This is a genomic window from Desulfatiglans sp. (assembly GCA_012513605.1).
Classification (GTDB): domain Bacteria; phylum Desulfobacterota; class DSM-4660; order Desulfatiglandales; family HGW-15; genus JAAZBV01.
Genome location: JAAZBV010000097.1, coordinates 1 through 20469, shown reverse-complemented (window position 1 = coordinate 20469; position 20469 = coordinate 1). Strand labels below are relative to the sequence as shown.

20 protein-coding genes and 1 pseudogene are annotated in these 20469 nt (G+C 40.6%); 17 read left to right on the top strand and 4 right to left on the bottom strand.

Going from position 1 to position 20469, the window contains the following annotated elements; genetic code table 11:
• Window positions 1-43 precede the first annotated feature (43 nt).
• From GX654_13100 to GX654_13090, 3 genes are all read left to right on the top strand, one after another.
• Window positions 44-1021: a TonB family protein gene (locus GX654_13100; protein ID NLD37797.1), complete on the top strand. Its 978-nt coding sequence runs from the start codon at window positions 44-46 to the stop codon at window positions 1019-1021.
• A gap of 323 nt (window positions 1022-1344) precedes the next feature.
• A complete protein-coding gene (locus GX654_13095; GenBank protein ID NLD37796.1) occupies window positions 1345-2154 on the top strand; it encodes a hypothetical protein in 810 nt (269 codons plus the stop codon).
• A gap of 62 nt (window positions 2155-2216) precedes the next feature.
• Window positions 2217-3011, top strand: a complete 795-nt coding sequence (locus GX654_13090) for a hypothetical protein (protein ID NLD37795.1) — start codon at window positions 2217-2219, stop codon at window positions 3009-3011.
• A gap of 574 nt (window positions 3012-3585) precedes the next feature.
• Here GX654_13090 and GX654_13085 read toward each other — a convergent pair.
• The gene (locus GX654_13085) at window positions 3586-4725 is read right to left on the bottom strand and encodes an IS110 family transposase (GenBank protein ID NLD37794.1); all 1140 of its coding nucleotides are present in this window, start codon (window positions 4723-4725) and stop codon (window positions 3586-3588) included.
• Between the two features lie 102 nt (window positions 4726-4827).
• Here GX654_13085 and GX654_13080 point away from each other — a divergent pair, with 102 nt between their 5' ends.
• From GX654_13080 to GX654_13045, 8 genes and pseudogenes are all read left to right on the top strand, one after another.
• Complete coding sequence (locus tag GX654_13080; protein NLD37793.1) at window positions 4828-6246, top strand: hypothetical protein; 1419 nt, start codon at window positions 4828-4830, stop codon at window positions 6244-6246.
• A gap of 126 nt (window positions 6247-6372) precedes the next feature.
• On the top strand, window positions 6373-7176 hold the full coding sequence (locus GX654_13075) for a hypothetical protein (protein ID NLD37792.1): 804 nt from the start codon (window positions 6373-6375) through the stop codon (window positions 7174-7176).
• A 63-nt stretch (window positions 7177-7239) separates the two neighbouring features.
• Complete coding sequence (locus GX654_13070) at window positions 7240-8106, top strand: hypothetical protein (protein NLD37791.1); 867 nt, start codon at window positions 7240-7242, stop codon at window positions 8104-8106.
• 401 nt (window positions 8107-8507) lie between these two features.
• Window positions 8508-8726, top strand: coding sequence for a hypothetical protein (locus GX654_13065; protein ID NLD37790.1), 219 nt, complete (start codon window positions 8508-8510; stop codon window positions 8724-8726).
• Window positions 8727-8820: 94 nt separating this feature from the next.
• Window positions 8821-9183 (top strand): OmpA family protein, encoded by a 363-nt coding sequence (locus GX654_13060; GenBank protein NLD37789.1) that lies wholly within the window; start codon window positions 8821-8823, stop codon window positions 9181-9183.
• An 81-nt stretch (window positions 9184-9264) separates the two neighbouring features.
• Window positions 9265-9444 (top strand): annotated as a pseudogene (locus GX654_13055) (type II toxin-antitoxin system Phd/YefM family antitoxin).
• A 91-nt stretch (window positions 9445-9535) separates the two neighbouring features.
• A complete protein-coding gene (locus GX654_13050; protein ID NLD37788.1) occupies window positions 9536-9883 on the top strand; it encodes a helix-turn-helix transcriptional regulator in 348 nt (115 codons plus the stop codon).
• Window positions 9883-11175: a type II toxin-antitoxin system HipA family toxin gene (locus GX654_13045; GenBank protein ID NLD37787.1), complete on the top strand. Its 1293-nt coding sequence runs from the start codon at window positions 9883-9885 to the stop codon at window positions 11173-11175. The genes GX654_13050 and GX654_13045 overlap by 1 nt, the downstream gene beginning before the upstream one ends.
• Window positions 11176-11290: 115 nt before the next feature.
• Here the strand turns inward: GX654_13045 and GX654_13040 are convergent, their stop codons facing one another.
• On the bottom strand, window positions 11291-11755 hold the full coding sequence (locus tag GX654_13040; protein ID NLD37786.1) for a hypothetical protein: 465 nt from the start codon (window positions 11753-11755) through the stop codon (window positions 11291-11293).
• 197 nt (window positions 11756-11952) lie between these two features.
• Between GX654_13040 and GX654_13035 the strand changes: the two genes are divergently transcribed.
• Window positions 11953-13527 carry a glycosyl hydrolase 43 family protein gene (locus tag GX654_13035; protein ID NLD37785.1) on the top strand — a complete coding sequence of 525 codons (1575 nt, stop codon included), beginning with the start codon at window positions 11953-11955 and terminating at the stop codon, window positions 13525-13527.
• 13 nt (window positions 13528-13540) lie between these two features.
• On the opposite strand, the gene GX654_13030 is transcribed toward GX654_13035, so the two are convergent.
• Window positions 13541-14212 (bottom strand): HAD-IA family hydrolase, encoded by a 672-nt coding sequence (locus GX654_13030; GenBank protein NLD37784.1) that lies wholly within the window; start codon window positions 14210-14212, stop codon window positions 13541-13543.
• Between the two features lie 3 nt (window positions 14213-14215).
• The gene (locus GX654_13025) at window positions 14216-14659 is read right to left on the bottom strand and encodes an NUDIX domain-containing protein (protein NLD37783.1); all 444 of its coding nucleotides are present in this window, start codon (window positions 14657-14659) and stop codon (window positions 14216-14218) included.
• Window positions 14660-15246: 587 nt separating this feature from the next.
• Here GX654_13025 and GX654_13020 point away from each other — a divergent pair.
• The 5 genes from GX654_13020 to GX654_13000 all read left to right on the top strand — a co-directional run bounded on the left by GX654_13020 (window position 15247) and on the right by GX654_13000 (window position 20369).
• Window positions 15247-16401, top strand: a complete 1155-nt coding sequence (locus GX654_13020) for an NAD(P)/FAD-dependent oxidoreductase (GenBank protein ID NLD37782.1) — start codon at window positions 15247-15249, stop codon at window positions 16399-16401.
• 426 nt (window positions 16402-16827) lie between these two features.
• On the top strand, window positions 16828-18168 hold the full coding sequence (locus GX654_13015; GenBank protein ID NLD37781.1) for a S8/S53 family peptidase: 1341 nt from the start codon (window positions 16828-16830) through the stop codon (window positions 18166-18168).
• Between the two features lie 323 nt (window positions 18169-18491).
• A complete protein-coding gene (locus GX654_13010; GenBank protein ID NLD37780.1) occupies window positions 18492-18704 on the top strand; it encodes a hypothetical protein in 213 nt (70 codons plus the stop codon).
• On the top strand, window positions 18685-18996 hold the full coding sequence (locus GX654_13005) for a type II toxin-antitoxin system RelE/ParE family toxin (GenBank protein ID NLD37779.1): 312 nt from the start codon (window positions 18685-18687) through the stop codon (window positions 18994-18996). The genes GX654_13010 and GX654_13005 overlap by 20 nt, the downstream gene beginning before the upstream one ends.
• 983 nt (window positions 18997-19979) lie before the next feature.
• Window positions 19980-20369: a hypothetical protein gene (locus tag GX654_13000; protein ID NLD37778.1), complete on the top strand. Its 390-nt coding sequence runs from the start codon at window positions 19980-19982 to the stop codon at window positions 20367-20369.
• The last annotated feature ends 100 nt before the right edge of the window (window positions 20370-20469 follow it).

The following is a 20469-nucleotide window of genomic DNA, read 5'->3' as shown; positions in this document are numbered from 1 at the left end:
TTCAATTCAACAGTAACTTACTATTTAACCTGGAGAAGATATTATGAAAAAAAACTCATCGATTGTGCTGATTCTTTTTGCATCTCTTATGTATACTTTATCCTATGCATCTGATGATTCGAATTCTGAAGAAAAGGCTTTTAAGCTTAGTGAGGTAGATACACCTCCCAGGGTTACTAAAGCAATCCCGCCAATTTATCCTAAAAAAAAGACGATTGACGGGCTGATATTAACAGAAGGACGTGTTATTTTAAAATTTATTGTTACAAAAGATGGACGGGTAAGCAACCCGGAGATAATTGAGGCTGTGCCCGAAGGTATTTTTGAGGCTTCAGCTATAGGGGCTGTTAAAAATTATAGATTTACGCCTGCTACCAAAAATGGGGAACCTGTCGACTGTATTGCTAAATTGCCTATTATGTTTGTCTTGCCAGGTGTTAACACACCATACGATGTTTATCAAGCAGCCCAAAAGGGTTTGAAATTTCTTAAGGTCGGAGAATATGACAATGCTGTTAAGGCATTCGATGAAGCAATAAAAATCAGTAAAAAATACGGCCCCGGATATTCCGGAAGGGGTATGGCATATATGTATTTGAAGGAATATGAAAAGGCAATTGTGGACTTTGATATGGCTATAAAAAAATCTGGAAAAACTGCACTTAACTACAAACTGAGAGGTGAGGTCTTCAATGCTCTGAAGGATTATAATACAGCTATAAAAGATTTCGATCGTGCAATTAAAATAGAGCCTGAAATGCTGGAGGCATATTTTGAAAGGGGCAATGCCTTCAGGAACTTGGAAAAATACATTGAAGCAATCGCAGACTATACAAAGGTCATTGAGCTGGATAAGAACTATTTGCAGGCCTATAACAACAGGGCAGTTGCTTATAATAAACTGAATGACTCAGAAAACATGTGCCTTGATCTTAAAAAGGCCTGTAATCTGGGCGACTGCCGGGGATTGGAACTAGCCCAAAAAGCCGGTAAATGCAGTGCTGATGTGGCTGGAAATTAATATATTAAATTCAGATGAAAGTTTCTCCGCAGCATCCCTCCCTCTTGAGGAGAAGGGAGAGGTGTGATTGTATACCCTCCTCTCCCAATTATGTTTTCTCTGGTGCCCATGGTCCGTGCGCACCTCTTTTTCGCAACGCTCTGCGTTGGTTAATACTGGAAAGATGGTAGGTTGGGTTAAAACCCAACTTCCTTTCAATTGAAGGCTGATAATGGAAAGGATTTCTTTTAATTGTATATGGGGACTTGGTTGAAAAAGGAATTTGTTGGGTTGCTTCGCTTAACCCAACCTACAGACTGTGGTCAAGTGGAAAGGTGAAATCCATGATTAAAATAAAAATTGTAATATGCTTCATTACGATGTTCATTCTGTGTGCAAATGCTTATGCTGAGAATCCTTCTGTAAAGGAAATACTGAATAAGGTTGCAGCCACTTACGAATCCATGAAGACATACAAGTGCAAAGGAACGAGATCCTCATTCGAAAAGTCTACAATGGGAACAGGAAGCGGTGGGGAGTCTACATTCACGATTCTCTTGAAGAAGCCCAATATGTACCTCATGACCTGGACCGTATTGAACCTTCCATCAGGCCATAATATAAAAGTGTTGTGGAGTGATGGGAGTCAACCCTATTTATATGGTGGATATAGTTTATATAAAATAACGACTGATGACATTGCCTTAAGAAAAGGTTTACAAGTAGGAGCGCCTGTACACCTTATCCCATTACATTTTTTATCAAATTTAAAACATTTTAATATTCCCTCTTTGGAGTTAATAAATCCAAGAGTCGAAAAGGTAGAAAAGATCGGAGAAGATGATTGCTATATGATAAGCGGATCATCGGCGGAATCGAAAATCGTAAACATTTGGATCTCAAAGACTAGCTACCATATAATAAAATATATGCGTTCTACAGAACCCCCTGAAGGAGGCAGACGCTGGCCTGGAATTACTGATGAACAAATAGAAAAAGAAAAATATTATTTGGAAGAGTACAAGCGTAGAAAGACGTCAGGCTTTTACACTGAAGTATATACAGAAATCTCATCTCCCGAATTGAGCAAGGAGGATTTTAAGTATACTGTACCCAAAGGCACAGAGATAAGAGAAATCTGGCCTGATGATTAGAGAATAATCCCGAAAAGGTCGGTTTAAAACAGGGTGTTGCTAGATTTAAAAGGAAAACAGACATGAATAAAATAAAAACTGTAGCAATCATCATTACAATGTTATTTCTGTGTACAAATGCTTATGCTGACGCCCCTTCCGCTGATGAAATACTTAAAAAGGTTGCCGCCACATACAAATCCATGAAGACATACAAGGTTAAGGGAGATCGTCATGAATTTTACAATGAAAAAAATAAAATCCCATTTACTATTCTCTTTAAGGAGCCAAATATGTACCTGATCTCATGGTCAAGAAAGAGAATGCCGCCTGAAAAAAATAAGGATTATGTAAGCTGGAGCGATGGAACCCAACCATATCTATACTTTTCGTTCGTTAAGGTTTTAAATAAAATGCCGAGTGACGAAATAACTCTGAAACAATGTTCTAAAACCGAAGGGCCTACTAAAATGGTACCGCTCTTACTGTCAATTTTTAAAGGGAATGAGGACCCTTTTGCATGGTTGAAAGATTTAAAGGTGGAAAAGAGTGAAAAGACAGGGGGAGAGGATTGTTATGTCATAAGCGGAACATCGGAGCTTACCAAAAGAGAAGTCATGTGGGTCTCAAAAACGAGTTATCTGATCAGAAAATATTATTGGGAGTTTGATAGGTTAAAAGTGATTATGCATAGCACCACATTTTCAAACGAAGTAAAGAAACGTATGATTGAAGAATATGAGAAAGGAATATTACACGACCTTTTTCCAGAAGTTGAAGAATATACAGAAATCACATCACCTGAATTAAGCAAGGATGATTTCAACTATGCTGTCCCAGAAAATGCAACACGCTCAGATTGGCCTGTAAATTATTAATAGCTGACGATGGTTTTGTTTAAACAAACGCTATGGGGACCAGACAAGCAAAGGTTGGGTTAAAACCCAACTTCCTTTTAATTGATGGCTCAAAATAGAAAGGATTTTTTTAAATTGTATATGGAACTTGCTTTAAAAAGCCCCCGGGAATTTGTTGGGTTGCTGCGCTTAACCCAACCTTCTATGGGACCACTTGTCAAGCCAAATTAGTATAAATTATTATTTTAATCACACCTCTAGCGGTAGGTCATTTAATCAGTAGCAATTACTAGTAATTGCTACTGATTAAATGACCTACAAAAACACTTAAATTGTAAAAACACTGACTTTTATTGGTTCATTGGCCCGGTTCTTTTAAGGTATAAATCTCTTATGAGATTATAACAACCTTCTATCCGTGTCGATTAATCGAGCACCTAATACTACATACGCCCTCTGGCTTTGTTTAACCGGTGATGAAGGAGCCCCATCTACGAAAACGGTATCTTTTCAACCAAGGTTGGGTTCGGGCACCTTCACCAACTACCAGCTTTAATCAGTTCTTACTTTCCTTTGGCTATTATTGATCCTCCCCTTAAGCTACAACAGCTCCCTCAGGGATTACTCCATGCTCTATATATCTCCATATATCAATTAGAAGCTTCCTCGCTACTGCCACTATCCCAATTCGCCTCATCCGCTTGCCTCCACTTGCAAATCTTTCATTAAACCATTTTGTCAGTTTGCTTTCCTTTTGGAATCTTATCCATATCCATGATATCTCAACAATTATGGCTCTGACTCGCCGGTTTCCAGCCTTATTGATCCCCTGTTCCTTATTACTATTTCCACTGGAATAAGGTGTCGGGCTCAAGCCTGATAAGCTGCCAACTTCTTTCCTGTTTTTGAATTTACGCCAGCCAAAAAATTCCTTCTCCAAAATCCAGGAGCTCTCAATCCCTATACCCTTCAATTTCAGCATTTGCCTTACACGTGACATGGATTCCGATTCCTTATCACGTATAAGAATCTTACGGATGCCTTCCAGTTCTTTGATCTGATCCTCTACCTGACTGTAACGATCATGTTCCCTTTTTAAACGATCTTTCAAGTTCTTACTTATTTCACTTCCATCCCATAGCCTAACGCTATCCAGGTATTTTATAAAATCTCTTCTCCCAGGATTCTCTATCCTTACTCCATGGGATATCAATAATGATCTAATCCTGTTACTATGTCTTGTTCGTTCCTTCTTTAAACTCTCCAGTTCCCGGTGTAATTGCCTATCATCTTCATCCTCTACAGAGGGGACCCTTACCATACTGCAAGCCTGTTTATCTCCCCACATATGCCTCATTAATGCCATTAAGAGCTTCTTCGCATCCAGGCGGTCTGTCTTTTTTCGCCTCCTCCTGCGATCCACTTCCACACTCGCTGGATCAATAACATTATTATCTATTCCGTTACTTAAAAGACACCGGTGTATCCAAAATCCATCCCTTCCAGCTTCATAGCAACTGATTACTTTTACCTCTTCATCTAATTTAAATTTCTCCTTCGTATCTGCTATCTCTTTCCATAACACTATCATTTCCCCAGCATCTATAGTCCGTAATCGCTCTTTACTCCCGTCGCTGAAGGCCAGCTTCCATTTTTTATCCGACAGCTCCATTGCCATGTACAAATTAACTTCTCTTGTGTTATTATCCTTCTGGATCACTTGGTTCTTGTTCATTTGGTATCCTCCTTTTTAATGGGTTAAAAAGAAAACTATATCAAATGGCTTCCAAGTGATCCACATAGTATCTACAAACTAATTTTAAAAAGGAAGGACAAAATGAAAATTTATAAATACCTACATACCTTTTTAAGTATTTTTATGGTTCTTGGTATTACAACATCCGCTGCAGCCGATGATATTTCCGGCAGTTGGGTAGGTAAAATTGATAATTCTGATATTAGAATGATATTAAAAGTGGATGGTTCGACTCTGACTGGAAAACTAATGTTACACACAATCGGGATGCCACTTACTGATGGCAAAATCGACGGTAATAAGATCAGCCTTATAATGGATGTGGGCTGGAAGTTAATCCCCTGGGATGGAATAATTGATGGGGATAAAATGCATGTTACAACTACATACTTTCAGGGAAAATCGTACACCTTTGTCTTAAATAAAACTTCTTCAGTACGCAATCTCACCGCAAAGGTTATTGATGGCCTTGGACGACCTCTAAAGGATGTGGTGATAAAAATTCAGTGGTACGATAATTCCAATAAGGATGATGTCCACACAGTCGACCTTTTAACGCTCCAATCTGATGAGAAAGGAATTGTTAATGGGATCTGGGATGAATCCGAACGTCTTACCGGGTTTATCATGTTTAATGTAGAAAAACCAGGGTACCAGGGATACGCTTCAAGTGACTGGAAATCTGAGTTTTTTTTAAAAAGGGGGTTTGACAATACCGAGGTGGCACGAATCGCTGAATTGACTGGAGATGCTCAGGTAGATGCAATGCGCGAGCTTCTCTCGGGTACCTTTGAAAGTCCCGTACACAACCTTGATGCTCAGATATTTGAATTGGAAGATAAACTACGCGCGCCCCTGCGTGAATTGGTCACAGACAGGAATATAGGAACCAGGGCGGGGCAGATCCTCGCTTTTATAGGGGTGCCGGAAGACTTGCGTCTCTTTATAAAACATGCACCTCCACCGGACAAAGAACCCTATACCAACAAAAACAGCTGGGCATTTCAGCTTGCTACTACGATGTTTGATCCCATAACAGAAGAAGAATGGGACTTTCTCCAAAGTTGTGCCCTCAATGAATTAAATGATGGATGGGCACAGGCCGGTGCGATAAATACGTTAAAATTAATTGCCTCTCCTCGCAGCCGTGAAATCCTGATGGAAATAAAGAAAAAAAGTAAGAATAATAATTTTTCTAACTATGTAGACAGTGCAATTGCATACATCGACTCAAACCCGCAGCCGATTGAAGATCCTGATCTGGTGACTGCCGGAAAGAAGGTGGCGGAAACCATAAAAGTCGGGGATTGGGAAGGAAACAAGGAGCCCAAGTTTAACCAGAACCATGATAAGGCAATTATCTACTGTAATTTTGGCTCAGGACGAGACGGTTATCTTTACACCGCTATCTTTCACAAAGAGGATGGGATCTGGAAACTTCGGGGGGTTCGCGAGACGATGCATTCTACTCGTGCCAAAAAAGATGAACAGAATAAATAATGATCTAATCGGAAGGGGATAGTCCAATAAAAACGAGAAACACATTTTGGCCTGATGATTAGAGCGTGAACACGAAAAGGTAGGGTTAAAAAAGGGTGTAACTAGATTTAGAAAAGGGAAACAGACATGATTAATTCAAAAATTGCAGTTTGCATCATTACGATTTTATTTCTATGCACAAATGCATATGCCGACAATCCATCCGCAAATGAAATACTAAAGAACGTTACAGCTACATATAAATCCATGAAAACTTACAAGGCTAAGGGAACTATCACTTCCATCCACAAATATACAAATAATATTGGGAAGGCTGAGCTCTCTTTTACAATCCTCTTAAAGAAACCTAATATGTACATCCTTACATGGGACCAAACAAACCTGAGACCAGGGGAACTATATTCATGTGTTTTGTGGTGTGATGGGACCCAGAGATATTTACTCAATAGGAAGGTTAATTTTTTATTCAAATTTGCTAATGACGAAATGGCTTTGAGTGCAGCAAAATTTTATCATGGACCTGTTCACATTATGCCGACGCTTCTCCTTCCAGTCTTCAAGGGGAATGAGGCCCCGTTTTCCTGGTTGAAAGATCCAAAGGTCGAAAAGATAGAAAAAATAGGAGATGAAGATTGCTATGTCATAAGTGGCACCTCTGTGACTTCCCAAAAAGAAACCATATGGATATCAAATAAGAGTTACCTGATTATGAAATATTATTATGAGCCAGATTATTTGAAAATACTTAAGCAAGCAACGAAAATATCAGATGAAGAAAAAAAATTAAGGGAGGAATGGATCAAGAAAAAGAAGGAAAACGACTTTCACATTGAGATTTATACAGATATCTCATCACCCGAATTGAACAAAGAGGACTTTAACTATATTGTGCCTCAAGGCATAGAACTCAGAGATTGGCCTGGTGATTAGGGCGTAAACCAGAAAAGGAAGGTTTATAACAGAGTGTCACTAGATTTAAAAAAGGAAACAGACATGAATAAATTAAAAATTGTAGTATTCGTCATTACGATTTTATTTCTATGTACAAATGCTTATGCTGACAACCCTTCTGCTACCGAAATACTGGAAAAGGTTGCAGCTACATATAAATCCATGAAGACATACAAAGTTGAAGGAACTATTAGCATAGTCTATGGACCTAAACAGTTTGAAGGAGTGGCCGAGATCTCATTTTCGATCCTCATGAAAAAGCCCGATCAATACCTCATTACCTGGACCCAAACGAATGTGCCTTCAAGCATGGGTCGTTCTTGGGCAATGTGGAGTGACAGTACCCAACCTTATTTTTACACCCGGGATAATAATACTTTTGTTAATAAAGCGAGTGACAAAATAGCATTGAATAGAGCGAAAATATACAACGGGCCTTTCACTATTATGCCGCAACTATTCCTGCCTGTATTTAAGGAGTATGAATTCCCGTTTGCCTGGTTGAAAAATCCAAAGGTTGAAAAAATTGAAAAGATCGGCGAAGAATACTGCTATGTAATAAGAGGAGTATCTGATATTTCTCGTAGCGAAACCATATGGGTATCAAAGAAGAGTTACCTTGTTAGAAAATATTATCGCTTTCGAGATTACAAAGATACTATTAAATTATATTCAAAATATTATGAAGAAAATAAGCTGGGATGGTCAGAGAAACGATTTGAAGAAAAAATTGAAAATATAAAGCGCTTTAATAATTATGACCATTACACCGAAGTATATAAAGAAATATCATCTCCCGAATTGAGCAAGGAGGATTTCCACTTTCCTTTGCCGAAAGGTGCAGTTCTCAGGGATGATCCTGAGACGAGGGACGTTCTGAAAGCGCCGGTCAAAACTGGTGTGAGATAGGAGGTGAGGTTGAAGAGAATAAATGAAGCTAAATCCTTTAGGGAGTAAGGAGTATCGATCCACTCCGGCCCCGAGCTATGCCTTGACTTCCAGCGATGGTGGGGAAGCGATAGTAGGGAATGCATAGTCACGGTATTGAGCGCCGTGATCACCCTTCGGGAGTGCCGACCTTGTTGGACGATGGGGAAGGCAATATAAGCAGGTGCGATAATGCGAGTGCTTGTTTGACTCTCCGAAGTCATAGACCTGTTTATTCTGGTTCCAACGGTCTCCATAGGAACCGTTCGTTAATCAACACTCTGTGTTATAATGAATTAACAATGGGGACGCGGAGCATCAAAACATGGCGTTCCCACGGAGACCATGGGAACGAGGACAAATAAATTGAAAGGAGAATTCCTATGGAAAGAAAATACATATTTCATCATACAGCAAAGGGGTTCGCTATATTTGTTGCTGGTATCCTGTTACTGATTGGTATCTCCATATTTATGGCAATATATTCCCCTGATTACAAACCTGTTAATTACAGCATTTTTGTTTTGCTGGCATTCTTAATAGTTTTCATATCATTTAAGGTTGATAAAAGGACTTTGAAAAGTAAAGAGTTACAACCTTAATGACAGGAAAAGAGACGCGGAGCGTCAAAACAGGCCGTTCCCACGGGGACCATAGGAACGAGGGCAAAAATCAAAGTATAAAGGAGCTATAAAAATGAAAAAAATAAAACTATTTCTATTCTTTTTTGTGTTCTGCCTTTCATTAAATATTTTTGCAGAAGAAAAAAGTAAGCTTGACCCGGTAATTGTTAATTTTGAACCGGGGACATTTGAAGTAGCGGATAAAGAAATGGAAGCCATGCTCAACAAATTAGACAAATCTAAAAGATATAAAATTGAAGGCTGTGCCTGTAAGGATGATAAAGAAGTCTCTGATGAAGGTCGGATAGGAGTTGCGGCAAGAAGGGCAGAAGCAATAGCTAAAATATTAGTAGATCATGGCTTTGATAGTGAAAACATAACCACAGTTGTATACGATGAGGGTATGGAATGTAAAGCCGAAATTATCGAGAACTAATTGGTGTCCATCCAAAAACTATCGTTTTTGGATTCAAGCGGTCAGCTACTAGCATTCAGCTTTTAGCAAAATGCTTTCAAAACAAAGAGGGGGGGTGCTGCCGTCATGATTGGCGTTGAAGCCTATGAAAAATCGGAGCAGGAAAAAGAACTACTCCGGCTTTTACTCAAAGGGGAAAGGGAAATTGATGCGGGAGAAGGGTATGACTTGAATACTCTTTTCGCTGATGCTGATGCCATGTTGAGCATGGAAACAAGATGAAAGTAAAACAGATTATTTACCCTTGACTCATAATATATAAAAGCCTATATTTGTCTATAAATAACAACATTAACCTAATAAAAAGCATTTAATGATGGCAAAAATAGACACAGACTGGGTTGCAATGAGTGACCGGGCAATAATCTCTGCTATTGGCAACTATATAAAAGAGAGGCGGTTATCCATAAATAAAACCCAGGCGCAGATTGCTGAAAAGGCAGGCATAAACAGGTCCACACTTGTTAAGATAGAAAGTGGTGAGTCCATTACACTTATATCCCTGATTCAAATTTTAAGGGCACTGGATTCATTGCATATCTTACAGACATTTAAGATAGAAAAAATAATAAGCCCGATAGAGCTCGCAAAAATAGAAGGCAGAAAACGGCAGAGGGCAAGGGAGAAAAAGAAAGATAAAGGCTTTGAAGAGAGCTGGTAATGCAATTAACCGCAAACATATACATATGGGGTGAACATGCAGGCGCAGTAGCCTGGAATGAAGAGACCCGGATTTCAACCTTTGAGTATTCCAAAGATATTATCTCCCGGCAATGGGATCTGGCACCCGTTAAAATGCCTTTGAATCTGTCCAATAGAATTTTTTCATTTCCGGAGTTGTGGAATCTCGATGCGTTCAGGGGATTACCCGGACTGCTTTCTGATACCTTGCCCGACAGGTATGGTAATCGATTAATTAATGGATGGCTTGCCCGGCAGGGAAGGCCTGAAAACAGCTATAATCCTGTTGAGCTTCTATGTTTTATCGGGACACGCAGCATAGGGGCGCTTGAGTTTGAACCTGTTTTATTTCAATCAAATAAAAGGGCATTTAATATTGAGATGGACAGCCTCATAGAGGTTACTCAAAAAATGCTGAATATAAGAGAGGGGTTTAAGGCTGAGCTGTCACAAAGTGATGATGAAGCCATGAGAGAAATACTGCGGATCGGCACCTCTGCTGGCGGGGCAAGACCCAAGGCAATTATTGCATACAATGAAAAAACAGGAGAGGTAAAATCAGGGCAAACCACAGCCCCTGCTGGCTTTTCACACTGGTTGATTAAACTGGATGGGGTGAGTGATGATCAATTCGGTAAAACTACAGGTTTTGGCCGGGTAGAAATGGCATATTACAATATGGCTATAGCCAGTGGAATCGATATGATGGAAAGCAGGTTGCATGAGGAGAGTGGGCGGGCACATTTCATGACAAGAAGGTTCGATCGCGAAGGAAATGATGTAAAGCATCATGTTCAAACCCTGTGTGCCATGCAGCACTATGATTATAATGATACCTTAAGTTATAGCTACGAACAGCTTTTTCAAACCATGCGTATATTAAGGCTGCCATATCCACAGGCAGAGCAGCTTTATAGAAGAATGGTATTCAATGTAATAGCCAGAAACTGTGATGATCACACAAAGAATTTTTCATTTCTCCTCAAAAGAGATCAGGAATGGGAGCTTTCTCCTGCTTACGATGTTTGTCATGCTTATCGACCGGGGAGCGAATGGGTGAGTCAGCATGCCCTGAGTATAAATGGAAAAAGAACAGGCATAAAAAGGGATGACCTTTTAAGCGTTGCCCAGTCAATGAATATCAAAAAGGCTGACAGCATCATTAAGGAAATTGACATGACAGTGTCAAAGTGGCCTGAATATGCTGAAGAGGTGCATGTGAATCCTGAGTTAAGAGATAAACTAAATGATACTTTGATTTCTTATATGTAGTTGAGAAAAGCATGATTCCTGCAGGCTATGCCTGTAAAGATGATAAAGCCTCTGATGCTGGTAAACATCCTCAAGGTAGAGACAAGGCATGCCTTGTCTCTACGTGTATGAATATCTACTTCTGACGTTTTGCAACCAGCGGAGGTCTCTGCATACCGCCACCTGCTCCACCGCCAGGTCCGCCACCCATGCCGCCCATACCGCCTTCTCTTTCCATAGTGAGCGTCAACTCATCACCTGCTATTGTCCCTTTGTAGGTAATCTTCATCTCATTTCCCTGCATGCCCTGTGACTTTACAACAAAGGATACCTTGTCACCATCTATCTTGCCTTCAACGATCTGGTTTTCTCTACCCATGGGGCCTATAACACTTCCGGTGAGGTTTGCGCCATCTGCCTTAAGATTAAATGTCCATTTCATTGGCCCCTGAGGCCCTCCACCCATACCGCCGCCTCCGCCACCAGGCCCGCCAGCCGGGATTGCCATCTCTGCTACCCATGTCCCTGTAACATCGGCTGCCATTACAGCGCCGGATAGAATAAACAATAGTGCGGACGCAACAATTAATTTTGTTCTCATGCTCTTTCCTCCTTAAATGATAGGTTTGAATAGGGGTTAAAGATATTTTGGTCTTGCCGGTTTGGTTTAACCATTTTTGTGATGATATGTTTGTCTTTTTTGTTTGTCAATACATGTAAATAATAGATTGATCTTTACCAGGTAAAAACTAATAATACATTAAAACTCCACGTTAAAGCCATGGCAGGAAATCTTGTATGAAACTTTGCAGCTTGTTATTTATCATTATTTGTATGGCCAATTTCAGCGTATCAGCACAATGGGTACCTGATATGGAAAATGGCAATTATAAAAATCCTATTATTTTTGCAGACTATTCAGACCCTGATGTTATCAGGGTAGATGATGACTTTTACATGGTTTCATCCAGCTTCAACTGCATGCCGGGGATACCTGTGCTTCATTCCCAAGACCTTGTGAACTGGCGGATCATAAACCATGTTTATGATGCGCTCCCTCTTGAAAAGTATAATAAACCGGTCCACGGCCAGGGTTCATGGGCTCCATCTATCCGCTATCATAAAGGCCTGTTCTATGTCTATTTCTGCACACCCCATGACGGGCTCTTTATGGCAACAGCAAAAGACCCTGCCGGTAAATGGGATTTACAGTTTGTTGAAGAGGTGGAGCTGTGGGAAGACCCATGCCCATTCTGGGATGATGATGGCAATGCATACCTTGTGAGGAGCAAGCTCAGGGCAGATATCCTGTATCTGCACCGCATGAGCCCTGATGGTAAAAGGATCATGGATAATGGGAGGGTCATCTACCATGATGTTGCAAAACAGCCTGTTATTGAGGGGCCAAAGCTCTATAAAAAGGATGGCTTTTATTACATATTCGCCCCTGCGGGTGGTGTGCAGACCGGATGGCAGACTGTCTTGAGGGCAAAAAATATCTACGGCCCATATGAAGAGAGGATAGTTCTGCACCAGGGGAGTACGGAGATAAACGGCCCGCACCAGGGCGGACTTGTTGAGCTTAAATCCGGAGAGTGGCGGTTTATACACTTTCAGGACAGGGGCGCATATGGCCGTGTTGTTCATATGCAGCCTGTAGAATGGATAGATGGCTGGCCTGTTATTGGTAAAGATATTAATGAAGATGGCATTGGCGAGCCTGTGAATGAGGATAAAAAACCGGATGTCGGTAAGGTATACCCGGTCGTCACACCTCAGACAACCGATGAGTTTGATGATAAAAGGGTGGGGCTCCAGTGGCAGTGGCACGCAAACCCGAAAGATGCATGGTATTCCCTTTTAGAATCACCGGGAAGCATACGCCTGTACTCTGTAAAAAATTATACTCAGAATGGGAACCTGTGGTTTGTGCCCAATCTATTACTTCAGAAATTTTCTGCCCCGTCTTTTACAGCAACTACCAGAATCACCTTTACCCCTGACATGGTAAATGAGAAGAGCGGGCTTGTAATAATGGGCAAAGAGTGGGCATTTATTGCCTTCACAAAGACCGCTGAGGGTCTGGAGATAGGGATGTATAAGGGCGCCTATTTTCAGGGGGAGGATAAGACTGAAAGGATTGAATCGCACCCTGTTGAGCAGGGCACATGCTTTTTCAGGGTGCGCGTGGATAAAAAGGGTGTATGTACCTTCTTATACAGCCTTGATGGAGATAAATTTAAAAAATTAGGAACCCCATTTGCTGCAACTCCTGGCGTGTGGATCGGTGCAAAGGTGGGGCTGTTCAGCATCAACCCGAATATAGAAGAAAGTAAAGGGTACGCGGATTTTGACTGGTTCAGGGTTGAATAGAGCAGGGGCCTTTTTATCTCTCCCGGGTGGATTGCATTATTTTTACCATTTGTGCATTTTGCATAATAGCTTCAGGCAGGTCTGAAGGTCTTTCTACAACAGCGGTTGCAAGCCTGAACTCATCATCATTTCCATAACCCCACCGCACAGCTATGGAAGGCATACCTGCCTCCTTTGCTGCAATAAAATCGGTATCACGATCACCAATCATGATCATGGGCCTGTTGTTAAGGAGAGGGTCATTAAGCATATCCATGAGCAGGTCAGCCTTTTTTCTGTAAATATCGCTGCCATGCACCTGTGTAAAGTATTCAAAAATTTCAAAATGCCGGAGGACATTTTCGGCAATGTCCTTTCTTTTTGAGGTTGCGATGCAGAGGATATTACCCTGGTTAACAAGCAGTTTCAGCACATCCCTTATCCCATCATAAAGCACATTTTCTTTAAAGCCTGTTGTAAAATATCTTTCCCTGAAGATATTCACCGCCTTTAACAGGAACTCTTTATCCTTTATACCTGTGAGTCGCTCAAAGGTGATATTGAGTGGCGGGCCAATATATTGAAGCAGGTCTTCTCTTTTTTGTTCATCATAACCAAGTTTTGGCAGGGCATAATTTATCGACCTTATGATCCCTTCTGCAGAATCACTTAAAGTCCCATCCAGATCAAATATAACAGTGTACATATCTTATTTCTCTTTCCATCCGAATTCGGAATAGATATTTCCTTTTAAACTCTGCTCAATCGCATCACGCACATAGGGAACCATGTTATCTGGCATGGAATCTATGGGGAACCAGCGAAGGTCTGCACATTTTTTCGGCTCCATGTTTGTTATTGCCCCTTCCCACGTAGCTGTTGTGAAAAAGAATGATACCCTCTCATCCAGATGCTTCCTGTGGGTGATGTGGGCGAGTACAAGGTCTTTAGGATAGATTTTTATCCCTGCCTCTTCAAATGCCTCCCTTACCATTGCCTCACGTGCTGTTTCATTCCCCTCAAAATGGCCTGCAACAACACTGTATTTTCCATCCTCATACCCAGTATTCTTTCTCAGTAGAAGCAGTGTTTTGTTTTCCATGAATAAAAGCAGGTGCGCTTCGGGTATTAGTTTGAATCTTTCATTAGACATTAAGTATCCTGTAATATGTGAAGGCTGAGATTAACATATCTCCATACCATCTATCAATAAAAGCATTGGTTGTACACAATGAAAAAATAAATTGATTTTAATGCCAGACTATAAAATCATTTCTCACACAAAGTCACAAAGCTCACAAAGTTAAGAAACTGAAAAAGATTATGTTAAAAAGCATTTGATTTTCTTAGTGTTCTTTGCGCCTCTGTGTGAGATATTGCTTTTGCTTTTCGCCTTAGCTTGACGACAATGCGCCTTCACGGGAAAGACGAAGAAGCCATTTTAATTTAACGAATTTACACTATTATGTTTTCGATCCGGATTTAAAATATTATATTGATGATCACTCTTGTCAAAAATTGGTTTTCGGACAGCAGTGTAAGAGGCTGAATGGTAGCAAAGGAAAAAGATGTATCTAGTAATGTTGGATATAACTGTAGGGGCAGGCCCCCGTGCCTGCCCGCAGAAGGTGATACGGTTAAAGGGTACCCCCGCTTGTCTAACTGGTTTGACCAATTTTTGAGGAAAGCAGTTTGAACAATTATGACGTAATAATAATTGGTGCTGGGGCATCAGGCCTCATGTGTGCCGCCACAGCAGGGAAACGTAACCGCAAAGTGCTTGTGCTGGACAAGGGCAAAAGACCTGGCAGAAAGATCATTGTTTCAGGTGGCGGCAAATGCAATTTTACCAATCTTTATGTGGAGGCTGGGTGCTATGTCTCAGCGAATCCCCATTTCTGCAAATCTGCCTTAAAAAGATATACGCAGCATGATTTTATCGGCCTTATAAAACAATATAATATCCCCTTTGAAGAGCGCGAAGAGGGGCAGTTATTCTGTATGAACTCCTCTGAGGATATATTAAAGATGCTCCTTGCAGAATGTGAAGGCGCAGGAGTAAAGATCATAACAAGTTGTGAGGTAAAATCTGTTAAGGCAGAGAATAATGAAGCGGGCCCGACAAGATTTACCATCATAACAGACAAGGGAGAGTTTAAGGCGGCCTCTCTTGTGGTTGCGACCGGTGGCCTCTCTATACCTAATCTAGGTGCAACAGGGCTTGGTTATGAAATAGCGCGGCAGTTCGGTATCTCTGTTTTACCAACAAGGGCTGGTCTTGTGCCCTTCAGGGTTACTGGTAAATACAGTGGCATGTTTGAGCGGCTTTCAGGTATCACCATTGATGCAACCTTAAGCACAAGTAAAAAAACCTTCAGGGGAAATGTGCTTTTTACCCACAGGGGTATAAGCGGGCCCGCGACATTGCAGCTATCTAACTACTGGAATTCGGGAGAAACCATTACCATAAACCTGCTACCTGATATGGATATCTATGCCTGGTTCAGGGAAGAGAAGCTTAACCACCCAAAGGCCCTTCTGCGTAATCTCTTGTCACAACATTTACCAAAGAATCTTGTTCATGAGCTGCAGGGGCTATTCTGGCATGGGCTTGCTGAAAAACATATTACTGATATACCAGATAAAGAACTGAAGCGTGTTGCGGATACACTTACCTGCTGGGAGATAAAACCTTCAGACACAGAGGGTTTTCGCACAGCTGAGGTGACCATTGGCGGAGTGGATACAAATGAACTATCCTCAAAAACCATGGAGACCAAAAAGCAGCCAGGGCTCTATTTTATCGGAGAGGTGGTGGATGTAACAGGGCACCTTGGGGGCTTTAACCTCCAGTGGGCATGGTCATCAGGTCATGCAGCAGGAGAGGCGGTGTAGAAATATATTTCACCACGGAGAACATCCGCCGTCGCTGAAGCTATGGCGGGACAGGTGGAGGACACGGAGAAAAGCTTTTTATTATGCTATCAAAATATATTTTGTTTTCTTAGCGCCCTTCCTGGCGCGCCGTAGCCTTGGCGAAGTGGGCTGCGTCTTTGCGGTGGCCGAATCAGAGAATCCACAACCCCCTCGTCATTCCCGACTGCGATCGGGAATCCAGTCTTACAGAATGTATCCTCGACATAGACACCAAACTTTTACACGAGTTTTATTTTCGTGTGGTTCGTGTGGTTCGCGGTTAAAGAGAATATTTTTTTGTAATAATATGCGATTATAATTTAAATATGTTAAACTCTTTTAATCATGAACATAAGAACCCTCTTAATATTTCTTATCATACTCATCTTTCCTTTTTCAGAAGGATTGCCTGTTGAGGTATCTATCAGGGGAAACAGGCTTTCAGTAAATGCAGAAAATGAACCTCTCATGGATATATTGCAGGCGCTTGCTGATCAGGGAATAACTGTACATGCTGACCCGGAAATAAATCCTTATGTAACATTTTCCTTCAGCAACAGGGAGATTGGGCAGGGTTTGAATACTTTATTAAGAGACCTGAACTATGTCCTTATATGGAAATCAATTGAGACACCCGCAGGTCAATTTGCAATACTTGAAGAGGTTCACCTGTTTTTTCCGGGGAAAAAAGAACATGAAAAAACACTTCAACCGGGTAAGAGACAACTCGTTAAAAATCCTAATGATGGTTCTGTATTTGTTAAAAACGAAATACTGCTCCGGCTTTCAAGGGAAATCGATTTAAAGAATTTTGACAAATTTTTATTTGAAAACGGGCTGGCCGTTGCGGGTTACAACATAACTGCCAGGATTATAAAAGTTATTCTGCCTGAAAAATCTGACTATTTTGCGATACTGGAACTGATCAACAGGTATCCAGGTATTGAAAAGGCCGAGGCCAATTATGCATATCCTGTTAATCATCCCTTTTTTGTTACCGGATTATCTACAGAAACATCTTACCCTGAAGCAAAGGGCTTATCCGAAAACGCTGTCCCGATAGCAGTGATAGACAGCGGCTTGTCACAGGAGTATCTTTCCGCCCCTTACGTTTACAGATCATTTAACAGCATAAACCCTGATTCGCCTCTTTCCGATTCATTGGGTCACGGGACTCAGATGGCGATGATAGCAGGGGGCGCAGTCAAACCACTTGGTGCAGGTGATGAATCAGACGCTTTAAACCCTGTAATTGCCATAAAGGGTTTTGATGAAGAGGGTTATATATCAAATTATGATTTGATGAACGGCATTGATTTCGCCCTTAATAATGGCGCAAGGGTAATGAGCCTGAGCTGGGGTTCTGAGACAAAGAGCGAGTTTCTTGATCAGACTTTTGATTATGCGGCATCAAAGGGGTTAATAATAGTGGCTGCGGCGGGTAACGAACCGACCGGTAATATCATGTATCCCGCGGCCTATGACTCAGTCATCGGTGTAGGGGCGCTTGATCCAGGGGGCAAACAATGGGATAAATCCAATTATGGAGACTTTGTCACAATATATGCACCGGGCTTTGCCTCATTTCCTGTCGGATATAAGGGTGAACCAGGCGCATATGCCGGTACATCTATATCAACAGCCTATTTGGCAAATAGAATTGCCGGATACCTTTCTAAAAAACCTGACGCAACAATAAAGGAAATCCTGACTGCCCTTTCAGATAAAACTGAAAATGAGAAATAGCATAAGAGCTTTTTAACAATGGAACAAAGAGGAGGATTCAATAATTTGAAATCGCAAATTGCGACATCAAGTTCGGGTTGGTATGGCCGATGTAAACTGCCTATTTATTTTATCCTTTAAGAATAATAAGGAGAAGAAAAGAAGAACTAACCTCTTTTGGTAAATCGATGTCCTGTATTCTGCACTTTCAAGCTTGAAGTCCTCTTACCTGTTAGCCCTGTGTTGTTGAAATACTTGCTCAGTCTTTTACCAATAGTGAATCATTGACAATATATTTATATTAAAACATAATAAACATAAACATCCTGAAACAGAGGAATAAGATGGAAATACAATTTATTACAAATAATGAAGGGGTAAAGACCGCTGCTATTGTGCCATATGAGGAATGGGAACGGACAGAAAAAGCAAAAGATATTCTTGAGCATGTCTATCTTTCATTTATCATTGAAGAGCGTAAAGACAGTAATGCAACAAGTAGCCTTGATGACTTGTTGAACGCAGAAGGATTAACCCGTGCAGACTTGGAAGATTGAGATTATTCCAGAAGCCCGAGAAGATTTTGATAGGCTTGATGGAAGTGTGAAAAAAATTGTATTGAAACAACTCATAAAGCTGGAACAAAATCCTGAGTATGGCAACCCACTCGGTAATAAAGCAGGAATTAATCTTGAGGGTTACTTTAAACTGTATGCCGATAAAAAACGAATAAGAATTATTTATGAGGTTATGGATCATATCATAAAGATTATCGCTATTGATAAAAGAGAGGATATGGAGGTCTATCGCCAGGCATTAAAAAGAATTCTGTCAATGAAAGCTCAATAATCAAGAATCATGAAATAGTGGCTTATGGGACTTGGGTGAAAAGGTAAAAGAAATTGAAACATAGAGCGGTTGTCAGTGCTAATCGGTATGAGAACAGAGGTATTTAATTGAAAGAGAGGCAAGAAGTAGACGGGTGCCAGGAACTTTATGCTTCTGGGGTAAAGAAGAACTGTGTACGACGAAACGTGAGCTTGACCGGGTTCTGAATAATATACCATCTACTGTCAGATATATGGTTAAGAGGGGCCTTATATTTAGCATTTAGCCATTTTGGGAACGTTGGAAAAAATTGCTAAATAGAAAAATAAAATCAAAAAATAATCGCAAAAATAACAGGTTAGCAAAAAATCATAGTCGCTAAATAGCAACAAAAAAGACTGTTAATATCAATTTGGCTGGAAGATTGTTGTGTTGCTTCGCTTAACACAACCTACATATGATGCATGGCAGGATATGGAAAAATACTTTCTCCTGGTTCTGCTTTTCTAATGCAGGGTGAGGTTTTATACACCACCTTGTAGAGACAAGGCATGCCTTGTCTCATCATAAAATGCCAGTCGGAGTTAATCCCTACAAAAACTGGAAAATCTGAACCTGGGAATTCACGACCACAGTCATTCCCGGCTTGATCGGGAATCCATTTTAATCCTTTCAGAAATTCCTTGCACCACAGTGGGAGGGGTCAGGGGAGGCAGCAACTTTCACCTCAACTGAAAACCTATTGACATCATCCCAGTGATTCCAGATAATGCCCAAGTCTCATCAGATATGTTTTCATCAAGTTTTAAGTAGTGATACTGAGAAGGAAGGGTAAATGGTTACCTTTTAGCATTCAGGAAAAGTCATTTAAAAAAAGAATTTAGCTGACTGCTGAAAGCTACATCTAAGTTGTAGAAGCGTTAACAGAAACCATCTAAGTATTAGTATTTGGGTGTTGAACATTAACTATTCAATAACTTGTTCGATATCAAAGGCAAACAACTATGAAAGAACAAATAAAAACACTTACGAGCTTGGCAATCTTAAAAGTTGATTTAGATGAAGGTTTTAGAGATTATCTCGATTACCTCGTATCATTTTCTCTATTTTCGCTAAATAGTCATAAGCCAGATCCAGTGACCGATGCTAAATTGGCCGAGCTACTTAAGGATGATTTTGGTTTGAATATTCCAAGAAGGGGTTGTCAATTAGTCTTAAGGCGTCTTTCCAAAAGAGGATACCTTAAAAAAACTGATGAAACGTTTATAGCTATAAAGGATCTTCCATTTATAGACTTTGAGAGCAAAAAAAACCTGGCCACGACAGATATCGAGAAAGTATACAGTGCATTAAAAATATATGTCCATACACTCTTGTCCAAAAACGGTTTTTAGTTAATGAATTTTGATATTGAAAAAGTCCTCCTTATGGGAGATCGTTAAGTTACCAGACAAAACGAATTCCCAAAAGCAAAAGGAGGACAAACCTATGGTA

Excerpts from the sequence above, each read along its gene's own strand:
- GX654_13100 (NLD37797.1), top strand. The coding sequence starts at position 44 with ATGAAAAAAAACTCATCGATTGTGCTGATTCTTTTTGCATCTCTTATG.
- GX654_13095 (NLD37796.1), top strand. The coding sequence starts at position 1,345 with ATGATTAAAATAAAAATTGTAATATGCTTCATTACGATGTTCATTCTG.
- GX654_13090 (NLD37795.1), top strand. The coding sequence starts at position 2,217 with ATGAATAAAATAAAAACTGTAGCAATCATCATTACAATGTTATTTCTG.
- GX654_13085 (NLD37794.1), bottom strand. The coding sequence starts at position 4,725 with ATGAACAAGAACCAAGTGATCCAGAAGGATAATAACACAAGAGAAGTT.
- GX654_13080 (NLD37793.1), top strand. The coding sequence starts at position 4,828 with ATGAAAATTTATAAATACCTACATACCTTTTTAAGTATTTTTATGGTT.
- GX654_13075 (NLD37792.1), top strand. The coding sequence starts at position 6,373 with ATGATTAATTCAAAAATTGCAGTTTGCATCATTACGATTTTATTTCTA.
- GX654_13070 (NLD37791.1), top strand. The coding sequence starts at position 7,240 with ATGAATAAATTAAAAATTGTAGTATTCGTCATTACGATTTTATTTCTA.
- GX654_13065 (NLD37790.1), top strand. The coding sequence starts at position 8,508 with ATGGAAAGAAAATACATATTTCATCATACAGCAAAGGGGTTCGCTATA.
- GX654_13060 (NLD37789.1), top strand. The coding sequence starts at position 8,821 with ATGAAAAAAATAAAACTATTTCTATTCTTTTTTGTGTTCTGCCTTTCA.
- GX654_13050 (NLD37788.1), top strand. The coding sequence starts at position 9,536 with ATGATGGCAAAAATAGACACAGACTGGGTTGCAATGAGTGACCGGGCA.
- GX654_13045 (NLD37787.1), top strand. The coding sequence starts at position 9,883 with ATGCAATTAACCGCAAACATATACATATGGGGTGAACATGCAGGCGCA.
- GX654_13040 (NLD37786.1), bottom strand. The coding sequence starts at position 11,755 with ATGAGAACAAAATTAATTGTTGCGTCCGCACTATTGTTTATTCTATCC.
- GX654_13035 (NLD37785.1), top strand. The coding sequence starts at position 11,953 with ATGAAACTTTGCAGCTTGTTATTTATCATTATTTGTATGGCCAATTTC.
- GX654_13030 (NLD37784.1), bottom strand. The coding sequence starts at position 14,212 with ATGTACACTGTTATATTTGATCTGGATGGGACTTTAAGTGATTCTGCA.
- GX654_13025 (NLD37783.1), bottom strand. The coding sequence starts at position 14,659 with ATGTCTAATGAAAGATTCAAACTAATACCCGAAGCGCACCTGCTTTTA.
- GX654_13020 (NLD37782.1), top strand. The coding sequence starts at position 15,247 with ATGTGTGCCGCCACAGCAGGGAAACGTAACCGCAAAGTGCTTGTGCTG.
- GX654_13010 (NLD37780.1), top strand. The coding sequence starts at position 18,492 with ATGGAAATACAATTTATTACAAATAATGAAGGGGTAAAGACCGCTGCT.
- GX654_13000 (NLD37778.1), top strand. The coding sequence starts at position 19,980 with ATGAAAGAACAAATAAAAACACTTACGAGCTTGGCAATCTTAAAAGTT.